Below are 18,879 nucleotides of genomic sequence, written 5' to 3' on the forward strand. Positions count from 1 at the left end.
AAATCTGCATTACCCGCTATCTTGTTCTTCGAAATCCGCCATCGTCGAAATCACCGCCACTATTCCGCATCACTATCCTGTCGAACTGGCCGAAGAATGGATTACCGACCATTCGCTAACCTGGGAACAAATGAAAACGGTCGTTTTTGCTATTAGCGACATTGAAAATGGCCGCCTGTTAGGTGCTATCTCCCTAATGGATATCCATCAGAATCAAGGCGAAATAGGGCACTGGATCGGTACGGAATAGTGGGGACAAGGAATATGTAGCGAAGCATGTAAGGCGCTGTGTCAATTTGCCTTTGAACGCTTAGGATTATTTGTTATTTACGGCCGTCACCTCAGCCGTAATCCGGCCTCGGGAAAGGTCATGCAAAAATGCGGTTTCCGGCATAGCCACAAAAAAGTTGCAATGAATAAGCTGAAGAAAAGAGAGGAACACTTTGAGGTATATCAATTGACGTCAGATAGGCTTATTTTTAACGCTATCGCCCATCGTGGGCAAAATTCGTACTCTGCATATTTTGACGGCCGAAACTCTTTCGCCAAGAAAACTTATCGCGGCTTAAGCTTAACTGCATTTAAATACTATCAGCTAAATACTATCAGCGCGATTCTTGCCGAAGCGCAGAGGCGGTATAGCCAAAGGCACTTTTAAAACGGTGGCTAAAATGACTGGCCGAGCTGAAACCGCAGGCTAATGCTATTTCTGTCAGCGGCAAATCGCCGTGGCGCAGTAATGAAGCCGCCCTCTCCAATCTCACTTTCATGACATATTGATGAGGAGCTAATCCGGTGCTTTGCTTAAACATTCGGGCAAAATGAAATTCACTAAGCTCCGCCAATTTGGCCAGGTCCGCCAGCAGTAATGGCTGAGACAATTGGCTTTCAATATATTCCTGAACCCGTTTTAAAACGCTGGGAGCCAAACCGCCTTTCACCTGCGGTAATGCCCACTGCAATTGGGTGTAATGACGCAACATATGGGTCAGCAATAAAGTACTGGCGCTGCTCAAGGTCAACTGATTGGCTCGATCTTGCCAATCACAGCTGAGTAAAAATTGCCGATATAACAAAGTAATTTGCATATCATCCGCAAATACGCGCTCGTCAACCTGTAGCTGCGCCGGACTTCGGTCCCAAATCTGCTCGGCCAAAGAACGCAAATGATCGTCTGTGCAATATAAATGGACGAAAGACAGATTAGTGCGCACATCCCAGCTGGAATAACTGTCTTTCGGCATAATACAAAACCGATCCGGACCACCGCCGTTTTTCCAGCCACCGGCGGTTTTGTGATAACACTCATAGCCATCGGCCACGTACAAACTCAGAGTATGGTGATCCGGATTATCCAGGGTGACGCAATCCTGACTGTTGGTCCAGGCTGCCAACTGAATGCCAGACCCGAGCCGCACAGAATTTTGCAGCTGCGCCTTATGGCCTCTCAGGGTATCGAAAGCCTGATAATTCTCGGATTTCACCGCAACAACTCCTTATATGACAGAATTCACAGTTTACTGAGTTGCCGTGATGCAAACCAGAGATTCACTACGTAGTTATTAAGAAATGCGCAAGATTATGCAAATGCTGGCAAAGGGCTGAAAGCACAGATTGGGCGAAAGAATCATAATCTCTTTCATGATTTTCTGAACGAGATATTCAATGAATGCTTTATTGTACAGCGCCGTAGTTCTGATTTGGGGTACGACCTGGATTGCCATTACTATGCAACAGGGCAGCGTGCCGGTGACCCAATCGATTTTTTATCGCTTTGTCATCGCGACTCTGACCATGCTGATTATCCTATTGGTTAGCCGTCGATTACGACGTATCGCCTTACGGGATCACCTATTTTGCGTCATTCAGGGGATGTGCGTTTTCGGTTTTAATTTTTACTGTTTTTATCAAGCGGCGGCTTATATTAGCAGCGGACTGGAATCGGTTATTTTCTCCATGGCGGTGCTGTTCAATGCAGTGAACGGACTCATATTTTTCCGGCAACGTTTAAACCCTAACTTTATTCCAGCCAGCATATTAGGGCTGACGGGGATTGTAGCGCTTTTCTGGCACGATCTTATGGCGACACAATTACAGCCTGAATTACTCAAAGGAATTGGCCTGAGCCTGCTGGGTACCTACGGCTTCTCTTTGGGAAATATGATTAGCAGCCGTCATCAACGACGCGGTTTGGATGTCCTGTCGACCAATACCTATGCTATGAGCTACGGGGCGATACTGATGGGGGTTATTGCCTGGGCACAGCACGGTAGTTTTACTCTGGAACTCTCCGCTCACTATCTTGGCGCCTTGTTTTATCTGGCTATTTTTGGCTCCGCTATCGCTTTTGCCCTTTACTTCAGTCTGGTTGGGCGTATTGGAGCCAACGCTGCTGCTTACAGTACTCTGCTATTTCCACTTGTAGCGCTCACTCTCTCCACCTTCTATGAAGGTTATCAATGGCATGCCAATGCCGTACTTGGTCTGATCCTGATTTTACTCGGAAATCTGGTGATGTTCTCCCGTCCCGGTTTTTGGCCGAGTAACTTATGTCTCAAGCGGTCTTGAAAAGAGAGTTTTTAGGGCTGATTACCCAAGTAAAAAGCCCATCAAATTAATGCGTTAAATCACAGACAGGATGCCGGCCACACCTTCTCTGGCCGGTTAATCATCAGTAAGAGCTACCTTCTTTCTTCATTTCACCCTCAGGCATGGGTTTTTTCATACTATCTTTCTTCATCATTTCTTGCTTATGCATATCGTCCTTTTTCATCATTTCCTTCTTATGCATATCGTCCTTTTTCATCATTTCCTTCTTATGCATATCATCCTTTTTCATCATTTCCTGTTTATGCATATCGTCCTTTTTCATCATCTCCTGCTTATGCATATCATCCTTTTTCATACTCATTTCTTTACTTGCCGTGTTGCTCATAGTGTCCTCGGCATGGGCAACTCCCATTCCCAGTGCAATACAGCTACAGAGCATTAGAATAATAGGCTTTTTCATCGCATATTCCTTTTTTGGTTTAGGTCAAGTAGTAGAGGCTGAGGGTGAGAGCAGACTAGCTGCCACCAAACCAGTTATAACCCTGATCTTCCCAAAAGCCTCCGGGGTATGTATTCGTAACGAAAATGGACTGAATATATTTCGGGTTTTTGTAGCCTAATTTAGTGGGCATACGTAGCTTCATCGGAAATCCATATTCCGCAGGCAGGATTTTCCCATCATAAGTTAATGTCAGTTGAGTTTGCGGGTGCAATGCTGTAGGCATATCAATGCTGGTGTAATAATCATCTGCACACTTAAAACCAACGTATTTAGCGTTTAAATCAGCCCCGATCAGACGCAATAAATGGGAAAAAGGAATACCGCCCCATTTGCCAATAGCACTCCAACCTTCAACGCAAATATGCCGGGTAACCTGCGTAACCTGCGCCATTGCATATAACTCAGGTAATGACCACGGGTGTTTATTATCAACCAGACCGCTTATTTCGAGCCTGAAACTTTCCCCATTGACCTGACGGATTTGATCCTGAGAGTAATAGGCGTTAAAAGGAAACGGGCGAGTAATCATAGATTCCGGATAGACCGGAGCCAGATTTTTGGGATTAAACAGCCAGCCTTGTACCCGATCGTTGAAACGAGAAATTCTCATTAACTGTGAATCGATCTGCGCGTCGCTATCAAAATCACAGCCGGTCAGTAGCATCGCACCGCCCAAGGTCAATCCTTGATTGAGAAAACGCCTGCGGCTGGCTGAATCCAACCCTTTGGCCAGAATTCGCGTGACTTCTTTTACCACTTCGTCACCATCCACTGCAGGGTTAACCCTGATTTTCTGTTTCATATTTTTCGCCTCTAGCGCCCACGAATCATGGCTAATAATGTTCGGGGAACCAATATCACCATGATCAGGTGAATCAGCGTGAAGAAAACGATGTAGGTCATAGCAAAGAAATGAATATAACGAGCGGTAGGGTAGCCTCCGAGTAATTCCCGCAATAACGGAAACTGAACGGACTTCCATAAGACTAAACCAGATAGCACCAGAGTAATTAAAGCCAGCACGGTCACCAAATAAAGGAAACGCTGCACCATATTATAGTGGCGCAAATCGGCATGGCTGAGTTTACCGGTTAACGCTGCTCGCATATCTTGCCAAAGTGCAGACAGGCTTAACGGCCAGAATTTTCCTTTAAATCTTCCGGTTATCGTATTCATAAATAAATAAAACAAGCCGTTAAAGAAAATAAGCCACATTGCTGCGAAATGCCATTGCAACGCGCCACCTAGCCATCCTCCTAGCGTCATCCAATCCGGGTAAGAAAAATTAAACAGTGGAGAGGCGTTATAAATCCGCCAACCGCTAGTGACCATGATAATAATAGCCAGCGCATTCACCCAATGCGTTAGCCGCAGCCACCAAGGGTGAATAGTTGTATTTATTCCCGTCGTTTCCGCCGTTACATTGCCCATCGGCTAAAAGACCATTTTGATTAGAATAAGTTAACTATAGCCCATTCCCTTTCATTACTACTTCAGTGGATAAATCGTTTTATCAGTATAAATGCGTTATTTAGACGAATTTAATCTATGGCTTTTTTTGCAAAAGTACGCTAGCGATAGTTCACTCAACCTAACAATAATCAAGTAAAGCTGGGCATTTACATGCACGAAAATGAAGAAGTATTATGATTTTTAAATATAATCTTACGAGATAGAGATAATAACGAATGGTAGAAAAGTACACCGATAAAGAAAATAGCCCCACGCAGAACGGGTGGGGCGAGAAATAGGAATAATCGTTACTTTTGCTTTGGTGCGCCAAACAAGCCGTACAGGCAAAAACCAAAAATAAGCACAATCAAACCCAAGGTTATATAATCGGCCGCTGAGTGCATCTCGCCTCTCCTCTGACAATCGACATATTAACTGACTACGTTAAGCCCGATGGAGAACCCTACCTATCGGGATGGCAGAATAATACACCACAATAGACGCTGATTATGTTGATTCAGGTTAAAAAATCAGTTTTATCCACCAGAATACGGTCTAACACCATTGATCCAGCTTACGGCCTTTCTAACAAACCTACGGTTAAACCACGGGGATGAAATCGAGGGCAAGAATATGGTGAACAAGTTGCGTGCTGGCTAAACGCCTTTGTGAAAATATTTCTGTATAGGAAAATAGGGACGTAAAAAAGGGAAGCCGCGCTTCCCTATTGTACAGGCTGTCGGTTCAGCTAGCGCTTTTCCGGTTCAAACCAGGCCGCCAATTGCAAAATATCGTTCTCTTGCAAAGTACCGGCGTTATAACGTAGCTCTAGCCACGACTGCAACCAACCGTATTTGGCCTCGGCCAGATCCCGTTTGGAATTGAATAACTGCTGTTCCGCCAGCAACACGTCTAGATTAATTCGTTCCCCCCCCAACACGCTACGACGCGTTGCTATCAAAACTTTCTGCGCCGAATCCACTGTCATTTGCCAGGCTCGGATTTTTGCTGCTCCGCTATTACTTAAATTGAACTGACGCTTTAACTCCGCCAATACCTGTCGGGTTTCCTGATCTAATTCAGCCTGAGATTGTTGATAGTGCGCGGTTGCCTGTCGGGTAGCGCTAGATACGCTGCCGCCAGCATAAATAGGCACATTTAACTGCAGCCCGACGCTTTGCGTATCGTATTTCTGATTGTAGTTATATTCCGATTCAGAGCGGGAATTCCGGGATGAAGCAACTAATTGCAACGTCGGTAAATGTCCACTCCGGCTACTTTCTATTTCATAGTGTTTGGCATCCAGGTTATTCCGCTGCCCAGCCAAGCGTGCATTATGCCGCATGGCTAAATCTCGCCATTGAGCCAATGTCCGTCCATCGCTGATATTTTGCGGCAAAGTTTCCAGCGTAAGTGGCCGTAACTCCGCCAGATCCACCGAGCGGCCAATCATATTTTCCAACTCGGTTAGCTGACTATCCAGCGCATCCTGCTGCTCGATTAGCTGTACCTGAGTCAGAGTCAAACGCGCGGCGGTTTCATCAATATCGGTTTGAGTGCCTTCCCCGGCAGCCAGCAACCGGCGATTCAACTGAATTTGCTCCTGATACGCGCGTAGCTGCGCCTCCAGCAGAGATTTCTTTTCCTGCGCCAATAGCGCACTGCTATAAGCGCGATACAAACGCACGATCAATTCCTGACTTTTATCGCGAAAACGTTGATCGGCAAAGAGTTTACGTGCGATCCCCTGCCGATAGCGTGCGTACGCCCCGTAATCAATCAGCGGCTGACGTAAAGATAACATCGAGACATAGCTATCATAATCGCGCTTCACTTTGCTGCTGCTTCGGTTATCCGTCTGGCTTACCGTGGAAGAGTTATTGTTAGCGCCATAACTGTATTGCACCGTGGGCAGTAGTCCTGACAGCCCCAACGCCTCTTCTTCCTGACCGGCGTCTCTTTCATAACCCGCAGCCTGATATTGCGGATCGTGGCGCACCGCCAGTTCCCACGCATCCAACAGACCCAATGCGTTTCCCCTCCCCGGTAATACTAATAAGGTGAGAAAAATGATTCGTAACGTTAATGGCATCCTGCGCTCCCTACTCTTCCGTTAATGCCATATGTAGGCGATCCATCAGAGGTTTAAACAGATAGTTGATCAACGAACGTTCACCGGTGCGAACAAAACCCTGAACCGGCATTCCGGGCTTAATCTGTAAACCATCCAGTTTTTGCCGCCCTGCATCACTGACCTCAACCCGCAGACTGTAATAAGGTTCCTGAGTGCGTTCATCCAACACTCTGTCGGCAGATATCAGCTTCACCGAACCTTCTACTTTTGGCGTAGTGCTCTGATTAAATGCGGTAAATTGCAGTTCCACCGGCAGCCCAGGGTGAATTTTATCCACCATTTCCACCGGTACTCGCGCATCGACAAACAGCGGCTGGTTATCAGGCACGATCTCCATCAGCGATTGACCGGCAGCAATCACGCCACCTTCGGTAAAGACTTTCATTTCCACCACGGTCCCGGCCACCGGCGAGCGCATCTGGACATTAGCTAAATCGAAATCTGCCTTTTCCAACTGGCTAGCCACTTCCGTTAATGTAGATTGCACCTCCGCCAACTGAGTATTGACTTCTTTTTGATACTCTTGCTGGCGCTGCTTAATTCTCAATCCCTGTTCCTGAATTTCACGCTCTCCACGGGTGATTTCGCCGCCGATCTGCGCAATTTCGCCATTAAGTTGTGAATAAAGCTGTTTGGTTTCCAGCATTTTATTTCGCGGTACATAGTTTTCATCTGCCAAAGATTTCAAACCGTCCAGCTGCTGGGATAACGCCTGCCGCTGACTGTTTTTATTACTCCTCACCTGCTTTTGTGCACCCATCGCAGCCTGTAATCCGGCAATATTGGCGTTCAGCGCATCAGTTTCCATTTGCAACGCCTGCTGCCGACTGTTCAGCAATTGCTGCTGCAAAGCCAGAATTTCCACCATACCTTTTTGCTCACGGCTCTGCTGCAAACGGGGCGTTATAACTAACTGTGACTCGCCTTTTTGCTCGGCTAAAAGACGCGCTTCATTGGCTAATAATTGATGATATTGAGACGTCAGCCCATCGCTGGCAGAACGCGCCCGCACAGCATTTAAGGTGATTAAGACCTCTCCGGCCTCAACCCGATCGCCATCGTGAACCATAATACGATCGACGATACCGCCTTCAGGATGTTGAATAGCCTTACGATTGCCGGAAACTACCACGGTGCCCGTAACCGGAACGCCTTTATCCAGCGGTGCTAACAGCGCCCATAGCATAAAGCCGCCAAATCCGGCCAAGACCAGCCCCCATCCCCAGTACAACGCCCGATTCTCGCTATGTTGTACTTCCCGTAAAAATGCCAGTTCCGTTTTTTTATTGTCTTCGGACATATGCCTGGTTTCTCTTTTATTGTCACTTAACCCGGAATTCCCGCCGTTTGCGGCTCGCGTTTCAATGCAGGTTGATTTGCCGCGTTCAACTGCTGCAACTCCGACATCACTTCCCCTGCGGGACCGAACCGCTGCTGCTGTCCTTGATTCAGAATCAACAGCTTGTGAGCCCGCGCCGTTAACGCCGGTCGGTGAGTGATCAAAATCAGCGTACAGCCGCGCTTTTGTAGGGCATCCAACGCCATTAACAAAGCGCGATCCCCTTCCATATCCAGACTGGCATTGGGTTCATCCAGCACCAACAGACAAGGATCGCCATAAACCGCACGAGCCAGCGCAATACGCTGACGCTGCCCACCCGACAGGCCCGCGCCGCCTTCCCCAAGCACCGTGTCATAGCCCTGTGGCAAAGAAAGTATCAGTTCGTGAACGCCAGCCAGCTTAGCGGCGGCGACCACTTTTTCTGCGTCTGGTTCGCCAAATCTGGCGATATTCTCCGCCAAGGTGCCACTGAACAGTTGAATATCCTGAGGAAGATAGCCGATATAAACCCCGGAAATTTCTTTATCCAACTGATTCATATCTGCCGAATCCAGCCTGATCGTGCCTTGCGTCGGCGGCTGTACGGCCACCAACAGGCGTGCTAACGTAGATTTACCTGAGCCAGAAGCGCCAAGAATCCCCAGAGTCTCTCCAGCCTGTAAAGCGAAATGGATATTATGCAAACGCGGCGCTTGGTTATGATTCGGGCGGAAACTGATATGCTCGACGCTTAAATGACCGGTCGGCGCGGGCAGCGCCATTGCGTCTTCGCGATGCGGGTGATTATCGAGCAACAAATGCAGCCGATGCCATGCTTGACGAGCCGCAACCCATTGTTTCCACACGCCAATCAGTTGATCGATTGGGCTCAGCACTCGCCCCACCAAAATGGAACCGGCGATCATCATTCCAGCAGTAATATCTCCTTTCACCGCCAACAAAGCCCCCAGCCCCAGCATCAGTGATTGCAAGATTATGCGGGAACTTTTCGACAAAGCATTAACGCCAGCTGAACGTTCACTGGCAAGATTCTGCTGGCGAATAAATCCATAGTGTTGGGACAACCACCGATTGCGCATATTTCCCAACATTCCCATGGCTTCGATCACTTCCGCATTGCGTAAATGGGTATTTGCCTGATGAGTCGCTTGCATCGATAGTTTATTCGCTTCTGCCAGAGGGCGGCGAGTTACGTATTGGTTGAGCCAAGTGAGGAAAATCAGAAAGACAGCGCCGCCTAATGCCAACATGCCGAGCCACGGATGCAGCAAAAATACGACCGCCAGGAACAGAGGGAACCATGGCGCATCAAAAAAGGCAAACAGGGCATTACCGGTAACAAACTGGCGTAATTGGGTAAGATCCGTCAGCGCCTGCCCAGCTTTAGAATCTCCATCCCGCAAATTACGTTCAAAAGCGGCGTTAAATACCTGTTTATTCAATCGCAAATCTAATCGGGTACCGAGGCGAATTACCACCAAACTGCGTACCCACTCTAGCGCGCCCATAAAAAAACATAAGCCAACCATCAGGATCGTTAGCATCAGCAATGTCATTTCATTGCCGGAGGCCAGAACCCGGTCATAAACCTGCAACATATACAGGGAGGGCGCCAACATCAGTATATTAATAATGGCGCTGAAAATGCCGACGCCGTAAAAACTCCGTCGACATGCGCCCAGCGCCTCTCGTAACCGGTCATAATTGCGAATTGGATGAGAAACCATAACCTTTCCTTAACGGCTTTCTGGCGGGCGATAATTATTTTCTGACTTCACTCTTAGGTAAAAGTGAAGTCATCAGATTATCCGTAACGAAAATTAATCCTGTACGCGGCGTAATATCATTACTCCCGCATCATCCGGTAGCGTCATTTCATAACCGTCTTGGGTTCGCTCAAAAAATGCCACAGCCCCACCGGTTTGATCCGTCAGGGTGATACCATCCGGCGTTGGCCGCCAACCCTGTGGCGCGCTGCCCAGCAATTGTTCTAAGCAGGCAACATCGCCGCTGGCATGCCAAGTGAGATTGGGTTTTATTGCCGTGGACTTCAATTCAATACTGCAGGCTTTTTCTGCTGATTTATTTAACTGTACTTGCCATTGACCGCTTAAATCGCTGGCTTTAGGTAATACCTGGCTGCTTGCCATAATCTCTCCAGAACTTATTGAGGTTAATAACGCCAAAGTGGCACACAAAAATGTTCGATAAGGTTGAAGTAATAACCGCTTCACCATAACTGCTCCTGTATTAATAGCGCATAGGAATATCCGTACATGTGCTATTCCAGATGTTGATCGACTTAGAAAATAAAATCCGTATCCAAGCCAAGCTTACCAATAATGGAAACTTCAAAATGATCTTCCATAACGCCATTATTAACATTCGCCATGTGAAAATGGGTTATATCGCTAGCTGAATCATACTCCAGCATTGCATCACCAGTCGTTGATAAACAATTAAAGTCATCCACAACATTTAACCTCGCCCCATGGAGCGATGTCATATCTGAAACATCCAATCTATCGACGAAAAATTAAAAATACCACATAAAATCAATTCGATAACAGGATTGATCTTTTATATCCTTGTAGGCATAAATATCTTTGCTCGGCATGGGAGAATTAAATATTTTGCCGCCATATAATCCACTTGCGTTATTATTGACATTCCCATCATCTAGACAATCGATACTGCTTTTATTAATGGTACAAATTTTGTGGACAACGCTGTAAGACACTTCACTCATTTCATTCTTTATGTTTTTCATAATTAAATCCCTTTCAATTGAGAAAACATTATGTTAACTCGAGCGCCATAACCAGAGAAATTAATGAGAAAACATAAAATAGCCTTTCTATTCTCTTTTTTATCGCCGACGTCTAATTAAGTCAATCAGACGCCGGCAATATTTTATTATCAACTATCAAACGAGAAAATCAGCAGCCTTCATCGGTTGGCCAATAATTTTCAAGGTAAAATCAGATGAAAGTCCGCCGCCCGAATGATTCAACGCAAATTCGTTCATTCCGGTTGTTTCATCAAAACTCAGTATCGCTTCTCCTGCTTTACCGCTGAACTCATTCACCAGCCGCGCACTATTTTCAGCAATATTCAAACCTCTCAGGTCAATTTTATCTATGCCGCTGACGAAATCATAAATAGTATCCGGGTTCTCTGATGTTGAATCCTGGATATTGCCATAAAAGAAGGTATCGCGACCTTCGCCGCCGAACAGATGATCTCCCCCACCTGCACCATAAATAACATCGTTGCCGGCGTTGCCTTTTAAGATGTTACTGACATGATTACCCATCAAAATGTCATTCCCTGAACCACCAATCGCGTTTTCGATCACCGCGCCCGCCGCAATGGACACATTTTTTTCCAAACCGCCGACATCGGAAAATGACTGTTCGTTCAAGTTAATCCGTTGATTGTTTGAATAGCCAGAGAAATCAAACGCATCATTACCACCCGCGTCCCAAACTGCGAACACCTTCTTATCACTGCTATGGTTTAAGCTCAGAGAGTCTCGATTCGTATTTGAGTTGAAACCATAGACAGTATCTTCAGTTCGTGTGTTCATATTTGCGCCATAAAGACGCTGAGCTGCCGCGATATCATCTATTTGAGGGCCAACTGGATAGAAACCTTTAAAATCAGCGCCAGTATTCCACTCACTCCAGTAGCTCATTATGCTGTACTGCCTACTGTCTTCCGCATAACCCGCATTACCATAATTTGGCGTACCTTTTAGAGAGTCATAGCGCCCTGGATGGCTTAACCCAAGCGCATGACCTATTTCATGGCTTAAGGTCTGATGACCTGATTGATATAAATCTGGACGTTGATTCCCTTGATGATTGTTATTAATCCATACTCCTACCTGACTCGATGGCCCCCAAGGGAAATATGCATATCCGGTTTTAAAGCTAGGGTTAGAGTCTTGCCCGGTGTAAATTTCATAATTACCAAAACGAATATTCGCATCATGAACCGCGCTGGTTTCATTAAATGTCACATTGGCTACGTCAGCCCAACTTTGCATTGCCTGTTTTGCCGCGGTGACCTGCGCTGAGTTAAATTTCGTCAACCCAGAGTCACCCGCAGGCGTTTTAGCGCCATACCTAGGGTTCAAAAATAAATAATTGACCTCTGCCGATTGATCAATTTGTTTCATGCCATTCCAACTGTGACCTGTTCGTGTAATGGCATCGGCGGCTTCTTCCGAAGTAAACGACACTTTATTCTGCTTTAACGATGTGCCTATTCGATCAGTTGCTCCCGCCATTAGCCCCTGCGCGTATAAACTTCCCAACTGATATTCATTATGTTGTCCCTGCTCTGTTATTTTATTTTTACTTTGCTTCATCACGTATATTCCGGATAGTTTGGTTAGATAAAACCAATGCTTTTGTCATGACCCTCAATTCAAAAGCATCACCGTTCACAGATTTTTCGAACTGTACGGCTGCAAGCACCTTTAACACAAAATGCTTTAGCGATCTGGGTATCCACTAATGAATAATTAAAATCACTATACCGCTGCCGTAAAACCACCCTACGTGATAAATCTTTTAATCATAAATCTTATTAAGGAAAATATTTTCTTTATAATAAATAAAAATATTCCTAAAAATTATTAGTCAATAACTTATAGATTTATCTTATTCTCATAAAAAACACAGACAAAACCTGCCATTAATTTTTTATTCATAGCCAACGCCTGATTTAATCAATCAGACATTGGCTATATTTCACTTTTTCTATCAGACGATAAAGTCAGTCGCCTGCATTGGCTGACCCACAATTTTCACCAGGAAATCAGGAATGGCTTCTGCACCACCGATATTCACAGCCAAATCGCTGATATTAGTGTCAGGATTGTAAGTTAATAATGCTTCACCCGCAGAACCGGAGAAGTAATCGACAAAATGAATTCCACCTGTCCCAACATGGAATCCCGACAGATCGATTTTATCGATACCGCCTTCAAAATCCATAATCCAGTCAGGGTTGGCCAGTGTCGAATCCGTGGCGCGACCGTAAACAAAGATATCGCTGCCGCTGCCGCCCCACATTTTATCTGCACCTTCGCCGCCAAACAGCACGTCATTACCCGCTCCGCCGCGCAACTCATTATTGGCTTCATTACCAATGATGACGTCATTACCGGAACCGCCAATCGCATTCTCGATAGTGACACCCGCCGCAATGGAAACGTTAGCTTTCAGGCCGCCTACGTCAGAGAATGACGTCGCTTCCAGATTAATGCGTTGATCAACGCTATAGCCTGAGAAATCAAAGGTGTCGTTGCCACCCGCATCCCAAACGGAGAACACTTTCTGATCGCTGCTATCCGCCAAAGTGAAAGAGTCACGATGAGTATTGGAGTTAAAACCGTAAGTATTATCTTCAGTACGCGTGCTCATATTAGCCCCGTACAAACGTTGAATTGCTGCAATATCGTCCACCAATGGCGTTAATCCGTAGTGCCCTTGATGATCCGCTCCAGATTGAGTTTCATCCCAATAACTCATAATACTGAACTGACGAGTATCTTCGCCGTAAACCGCATCAGCTTTAAAGGTATTGCCTTGACCCGCGTTATAATCCGCTGGATGGCTCAGCCCCAGAGCATGGCCTAATTCATGTGCCAATGTTAAGCGACCATATTCCATTGAGCCTGGCTCGCGAATATTATCCACGTTGTAATTATACCAGGTACCCGCGTTTGCAATTTTGCCATCACTGTAATAACTGGTGCTGGTAAATGCCTGACCGCCCGCTAACTGGCCAGTAGAGGTTAACGAATAGTTGCCCAATGTAATATTGGCTTTCTCCGTTGGACCGACTTCAGTGAAATGGACATTAGCAACATCAGACCAGGATTGGAGTGCAAGTTTAGTTTGAATTACCTGCTCCGGATTAAATTTAATGAATCCGTTAATCCCAGTAGGAATTTTGGAATTGTGGTCTAAAAATGAATATTTAAGATCGGCATCCTGCCCTAAATTCATTTTACCATTCCAACTTAATCCACCGCGATTTAACTGCAATACGGCTTTATCCAAAGCATAACTCGCTTTACCGCTAGTAGTGGTAACGCCATCGCCACGAACAGAATCTAAGAATAGATTGATTACATCACTATAACCTTCCATATGATTATTTGAGGCGAGTTGAGCGTCAGATGTCTTCTTGATTGTTTTCAACGTTAAGTTCCTTGTAATTAAATAAACTCACCACCACGGCGACTATCTACACTCATTAACGGGTAAGATTTACCCGTGTAAAAAATGCAAATCCATGTCATCTCCTTTGTAGTGGTATTACATAAAAACATACTTCATATATACAATTATTTTCAGACTAATTAATACATAAAGATAATTTGTTTAATCATCAAAATGCGTTTTGATTATATGTTTTACGTTATTAAAAACAAGTAATAATAATCATCATGAATTTAAAAAAGATAAATCCTAATTACAACCATTAAATTTACGCGTTATTTTCCCAGAAAAATCCTATTAGCTTATTCCGGAGTTTCTGATTTAAGTCATTAACAACGTCTAATAAAAATCATTAGACGTTGTTTTTATTTCAAGAATCTAAGCTATCAAACAATAAAATCTGTCGCCTGAGCCGGTTGCCCAACAATCTTCACTAGGAAATCTGCGAATGACCGGTCGCCAGCGATATTTAATGCTAAATCGCTTACGTTGCTTCCTGCGTCATAAGTCAGCATGGCTTCACCTGCTTTACCGCTGAAGTTATCGACAAAATGCAGGCCACCGCTTTTACCCAGATTAAAGGCCGAAAGATCGATCTTATCGATACCTCTTTCGAAATCCATGATCCAGTCGGTAGCTTTCGGTGTGGAGTCGCTTACTTGAGCAAAGACAAAAATATCTTTACCCGCGCCACCCCACAGCACGTCCGCCCCGCCGCCGCCGAATAACACATCGTCGCCATCGCCACCTATTAAGGTATTGCGCGCATCATTACCCACGATGACATCATTACCGGAACCGCCAATGGCATTTTCGATGGTTACGCCTGCGGCAATAGATACGTTGCCTTTCAGCCCGCCCACGTCAGAGAAAGATTTTTCGTTCAGATTAATACGCTGATTATTGCTATAGCCGGAGAAGTCGAAAGTATCGTTGCCATCGGCATCCCATACGGAGAATATCAACGCCTTGCTGCTATCGGTCGCGGTGTAATAATCACGATCGGTGTTTGAATTGAAACCGTAAATAGTATCGCCGGCGCGGGTCGTCATATTTGCACCGTACAAATGTTGGACCGCGGAAATATCATCTAAAAGAGGTGCGGCGGCGTAATGGCCTTTGTTATCGCCACCGGTATTTTTCTCACCCCAGTAACTCATAATACTGAACTGACGAGTGTCTTCCGCGTAGGTTACATCCTTATAAGACGGATAACCTTGACCCGCATTATAATTACCCGGATGGCTAAGCCCCAGTGCATGTCCAATCTCATGAGTTATAGTCTGGCGGCCGTATTCCATGGTATTTGGGCTACGAATATTATCGACATTGTAGTTATACCAGGTCGAACCGGACGGACTCCCGCTACCCGGTAAATACGCATAAGCCTGGGAATCGGCCGGAGAACCGTCGTGGGAAAGCGTATAATTACCAAAAGTAATATTGGCTTTCTGGCTGGACGCGATTTCTGTGAAAGTAATATTGGCGGCATCCGCCCACGACTGTAATGACAACTTAGCCGTTTCGATTTGCGCAGGATTGAATTTGACAAAACCCTTATCGCCACTCGGAATTTTGCTAACACTGTTTAAAAATGAATAGGTCAGCTTTACTGGCTGATCAAAAACATTTTTACCATTCCAGGTTTGCCCGGTACGGGTAATCTGTAACCCCGCGTCTTCAGTAGAGTAAGACGGTTTGCCATTTCTTATCAGGTCATCACCACGCGCGTGATACTGTAATAACTCATTTACCGCATTATAGCCATTACGCGCTACAGCAGCATCAAACTGATCGACAGTTTTATTACTACTTGCTTTCATAGATAAAGTTCCAAGTAATTTGGCTTAAGTGCAATTTAACCGAATATAGCCAATGAATTAATCTAATAATAAATTAAAGACACAGGCTTCCAGCTGCCGCGATCATGCAGCAGTATGACTAAAAAAATATAAAAAGATGATTGATAACTGCCTAAGTAGTTATACAAAATTAATTATAGACGGTTATTATAAAACGCAAGAATATTGGAATTTATTTTTATCCCTTTATGGAAAAAATTTAAAAATTTAATTAAAACATGGAGTTATATTGTAATAATTATTGAATTATTTTTATAAAAATAGATGTATATATAATCATTTCATAGATAATCATTGGTATAGTGAATTAATATTGGTGACATGTATCCATTTCATTGTCGACCTAGGATTAAAATTAACCAATTATAATTACGCCTCAAAACCACTTATCATGCAATAAAGTTATAATAAATGAAAAATAGGCATATGAATAAAGAACGCCGTAATAAAAGCGGATAACAAAACCAAAATTAAACCAATAATAAATCCATCTTGAATTCATTAAATTCTGATTTTCAGGTTCCTTCCCCGTCGATTAACCTTATTATTTTAGAGGGAAAAGCAAAACTAATATCATGACATTTTAACTGGATATATATCTGGAAAACGGCTGGTCAGATTTTACTGGAAACATGCTAAAACAGTTCTTAAGTCAGTTTGATACGTAACAACCTGATAAAATAAAACACATAATATTCAATGATATAGTCAGTTAAAAACCGACAAATGCAATTATCAATATCGAAATGATAATTATTTGCATCAAAAAATTTATAATGCTATATATATCCCGCTTTGAACGGAATAATAATCGTTTTCTCTTAACGTTAGCCAAATGACAAATAGGAACACCTTGAGCATGGATATCAATCCCTCAGGTATGTCTGGGCTTATTATTCCCTGAAATTCTACTCTTCAATAGGGACACTATAGAGATGGCTTCAACGCGGAAATTCAATGATAACTATATCCAACATCTTAATGGCGAGAACTGGTCTCGAGCGAATACCCATTTAGTTGGGAAAATACTGCGTGAACTTAGCCATGAGAAATTAATCGCACCAACCCGTCTGGAAACGCAGGCGAATGGCCTTTGTCGCTATAGTTTTTGTCCCGACAGCGTTAGTTCCAATCACAACAAAATAGAATATCGCTTCAGTGCCTACCCTTACCAACTAGATCATCTGGATATTGAAACCGATACATTAACCAAAACCGTGGAGGGTAAACCGCAGCCACTGGATGCGTTACAACTTATCATTGAATTAAATAGCCTGCTTTGTATTTCCGAAAAAATGCTGCCAGTCTATTTAGATGAGATCTCCAGCACTCTTTATGGTCACGCATTTAAATATCACCATAATAATCTGAGTTCGACACAGTTAACTCAGGCAGACTACCAAAGTGTAGAAACAGCGATGAGCGAAGGGCATCCGGTTTTTATTGCTAATAATGGTCGCATTGGGTTTGATATTGCAGATTATGCTCACTTTGCGCCGGAAAGTGCTCATTCGATCAAACTTATCTGGATTGCGGTACACCAAAATAAAACCGTTTTTGCCAGTTTAACTGGTCTCAGTTATCAGCAGTTAATGCAGGAAGAACTGGGGAATGACCAGACAGAAGATTTCCTCCGTCAGTTAACCTCCCGTGGCCTGAACGCTAACGACTATTTCTTTATGCCATTACATCCGTGGCAATGGTACGAAAGAATTGCCACTAGCTTTGCCGCCGATATAGCACGCAATGACATTGTTTATCTGGGCCAAGGGCAGGATAGCTACCTAGCCCAACAGTCAATTCGCACATTTTTTAATATCGCTAATCCGCAAAAGAATTACGTTAAAACGGCGCTGTCGATTCTGAATATGGGCTTTATGCGCGGGCTTTCCCCGCACAGTATGGCCACCACGCCGCTAGTGAATGAATGGCTGGCAACGTTGGTTTCCCAAGATCCATTCTTTCAACAGAAAAAATTTACCCTCCTGCGGGAACGCGCAGCAATGGGCTATTTCAATGATTATTTCGAAACCGCGCTGATTAAAGACAATCCGCATAAGAAAATGCTTTCAGCGCTATGGCGAGAAAGCCCAATCCCCTTACTCGCCAGCCATCAGCGTTTAATGACCATGGCCTCTCTCTTGCACCGGGATAATACCGGTCATTCGGTCGTGGCCGCATTAGTTCATTCTTCTGGTTTAGACGCAGATAAATGGATTGCACATTATCTGGATGCCTATCTTTCTCCGTTATTGCACGCCTTCTTCACCTACGATCTGGTCTTTATGCCTCACGGGGAAAACCTGATGTTGGTTCTGGAGAATAACGTTCCGGTACATGTGTTAATGAAAGATATCGGAGAAGAAATTGCCATTCTTAACGGCGATATAACACTGCCCGAGGAGATTAAAGATCTGCATGTCACTATCGAAGACGATATGAAGATCAATTATATTTTCCTGGATATTTTTGACTGTTTCTTCCGTTATCTCACGCCAATTCTACAAAAAGATCTGGGACTGCCCGAACGCCAATTCTGGAAATTAGTCGCGGACTGCATTTATGCCTATCAGGCTCAGCATCCGGCACTGGCCGATAAATATAACCAATTCGACCTGTTTAAAGCCGATTTTGTTCGCACCTGTCTGAATCGCCTGCAAATGGCCAATAACCAGCAAATGATCGATCTCGACGATCGGGAGAAGAATCTCAAATTTGCTGGCACCTTAGCAAACCCGATTCATGCCTTTAAAACGGCAGGTTAATTAATGACGGCAGCGGCGTGGGTCGCTGCCCAC

Annotated in this window: 15 protein-coding genes and 1 pseudogene; 3 read left to right on the plus strand and 13 right to left on the minus strand. The window is 44.6% G+C overall.

Annotation, left to right across the window (positions count from 1 at the left end; translation table 11 throughout):
* Window positions 1–61 precede the first annotated feature (61 nt).
* Window positions 62–658, plus strand: a pseudogene (locus tag DBA33_RS08300) (GNAT family N-acetyltransferase).
* Here the strand turns inward: DBA33_RS08300 and DBA33_RS08305 are convergent.
* On the minus strand, window positions 606–1,484 hold the full coding sequence (locus tag DBA33_RS08305; protein WP_064513327.1) for a helix-turn-helix domain-containing protein: 879 nt from the start codon (window positions 1,482–1,484) through the stop codon (window positions 606–608). The pseudogene DBA33_RS08300 and the gene DBA33_RS08305 overlap by 53 nt on opposite strands.
* Before the next feature lie 181 nt (window positions 1,485–1,665).
* Between DBA33_RS08305 and DBA33_RS08310 the strand changes: the two genes are divergently transcribed.
* Window positions 1,666–2,568: an EamA family transporter gene (locus DBA33_RS08310; RefSeq protein ID WP_120806199.1), complete on the plus strand. Its 903-nt coding sequence runs from the start codon at window positions 1,666–1,668 to the stop codon at window positions 2,566–2,568.
* Window positions 2,569–2,671: 103 nt separating this feature from the next.
* On the opposite strand, the gene DBA33_RS08315 is transcribed toward DBA33_RS08310, so the two are convergent.
* The 12 genes from DBA33_RS08315 to DBA33_RS08370 all read right to left on the minus strand — a co-directional run bounded on the left by DBA33_RS08315 (window position 2,672) and on the right by DBA33_RS08370 (window position 16,042).
* Complete coding sequence (locus DBA33_RS08315; RefSeq protein WP_064513323.1) at window positions 2,672–3,010, minus strand: hypothetical protein; 339 nt, start codon at window positions 3,008–3,010, stop codon at window positions 2,672–2,674.
* A gap of 55 nt (window positions 3,011–3,065) precedes the next feature.
* Window positions 3,066–3,854 (minus strand): molybdopterin-dependent oxidoreductase, encoded by a 789-nt coding sequence (locus tag DBA33_RS08320; protein ID WP_120806201.1) that lies wholly within the window; start codon window positions 3,852–3,854, stop codon window positions 3,066–3,068.
* Between the two features lie 11 nt (window positions 3,855–3,865).
* Entirely contained in the window at window positions 3,866–4,483 is a 618-nt protein-coding gene (locus DBA33_RS08325; RefSeq protein WP_064513319.1) for a cytochrome b/b6 domain-containing protein, read from the minus strand.
* A 769-nt stretch (window positions 4,484–5,252) separates the two neighbouring features.
* The gene (locus DBA33_RS08330) at window positions 5,253–6,596 is read right to left on the minus strand and encodes a TolC family outer membrane protein (RefSeq protein ID WP_064513317.1); all 1,344 of its coding nucleotides are present in this window, start codon (window positions 6,594–6,596) and stop codon (window positions 5,253–5,255) included.
* Window positions 6,597–6,606: 10 nt separating this feature from the next.
* Window positions 6,607–7,938: an HlyD family type I secretion periplasmic adaptor subunit gene (locus DBA33_RS08335; protein ID WP_064513315.1), complete on the minus strand. Its 1,332-nt coding sequence runs from the start codon at window positions 7,936–7,938 to the stop codon at window positions 6,607–6,609.
* A gap of 26 nt (window positions 7,939–7,964) precedes the next feature.
* The gene (locus tag DBA33_RS08340; RefSeq protein WP_120806203.1) at window positions 7,965–9,707 is read right to left on the minus strand and encodes a type I secretion system permease/ATPase; all 1,743 of its coding nucleotides are present in this window, start codon (window positions 9,705–9,707) and stop codon (window positions 7,965–7,967) included.
* Between the two features lie 93 nt (window positions 9,708–9,800).
* Window positions 9,801–10,130: a protease inhibitor Inh/omp19 family protein gene (locus DBA33_RS08345; RefSeq protein ID WP_064513311.1), complete on the minus strand. Its 330-nt coding sequence runs from the start codon at window positions 10,128–10,130 to the stop codon at window positions 9,801–9,803.
* Between the two features lie 152 nt (window positions 10,131–10,282).
* The gene (locus DBA33_RS08350; RefSeq protein ID WP_276148115.1) at window positions 10,283–10,501 is read right to left on the minus strand and encodes a M10 family metallopeptidase C-terminal domain-containing protein; all 219 of its coding nucleotides are present in this window, start codon (window positions 10,499–10,501) and stop codon (window positions 10,283–10,285) included.
* 15 nt (window positions 10,502–10,516) lie between these two features.
* Window positions 10,517–10,750 (minus strand): hypothetical protein, encoded by a 234-nt coding sequence (locus DBA33_RS08355; RefSeq protein WP_120806205.1) that lies wholly within the window; start codon window positions 10,748–10,750, stop codon window positions 10,517–10,519.
* A gap of 156 nt (window positions 10,751–10,906) precedes the next feature.
* On the minus strand, window positions 10,907–12,355 hold the full coding sequence (locus DBA33_RS08360) for a serralysin family metalloprotease (RefSeq protein ID WP_120806207.1): 1,449 nt from the start codon (window positions 12,353–12,355) through the stop codon (window positions 10,907–10,909).
* A 397-nt stretch (window positions 12,356–12,752) separates the two neighbouring features.
* Window positions 12,753–14,147, minus strand: a complete 1,395-nt coding sequence (locus tag DBA33_RS08365; protein ID WP_084414281.1) for a serralysin family metalloprotease — start codon at window positions 14,145–14,147, stop codon at window positions 12,753–12,755.
* 458 nt (window positions 14,148–14,605) lie between these two features.
* Window positions 14,606–16,042 (minus strand): serralysin family metalloprotease, encoded by a 1,437-nt coding sequence (locus DBA33_RS08370; RefSeq protein WP_064513303.1) that lies wholly within the window; start codon window positions 16,040–16,042, stop codon window positions 14,606–14,608.
* A gap of 974 nt (window positions 16,043–17,016) precedes the next feature.
* Here DBA33_RS08370 and DBA33_RS08375 point away from each other — a divergent pair.
* Window positions 17,017–18,846: an IucA/IucC family siderophore biosynthesis protein gene (locus DBA33_RS08375; RefSeq protein WP_064513301.1), complete on the plus strand. Its 1,830-nt coding sequence runs from the start codon at window positions 17,017–17,019 to the stop codon at window positions 18,844–18,846.
* Window positions 18,847–18,879 lie beyond the last annotated feature (33 nt).

It is taken from the genome of Yersinia sp. IP36721 (assembly GCF_003634395.1).
Classification (GTDB): Bacteria; Pseudomonadota; Gammaproteobacteria; order Enterobacterales; family Enterobacteriaceae; genus Yersinia; species Yersinia entomophaga.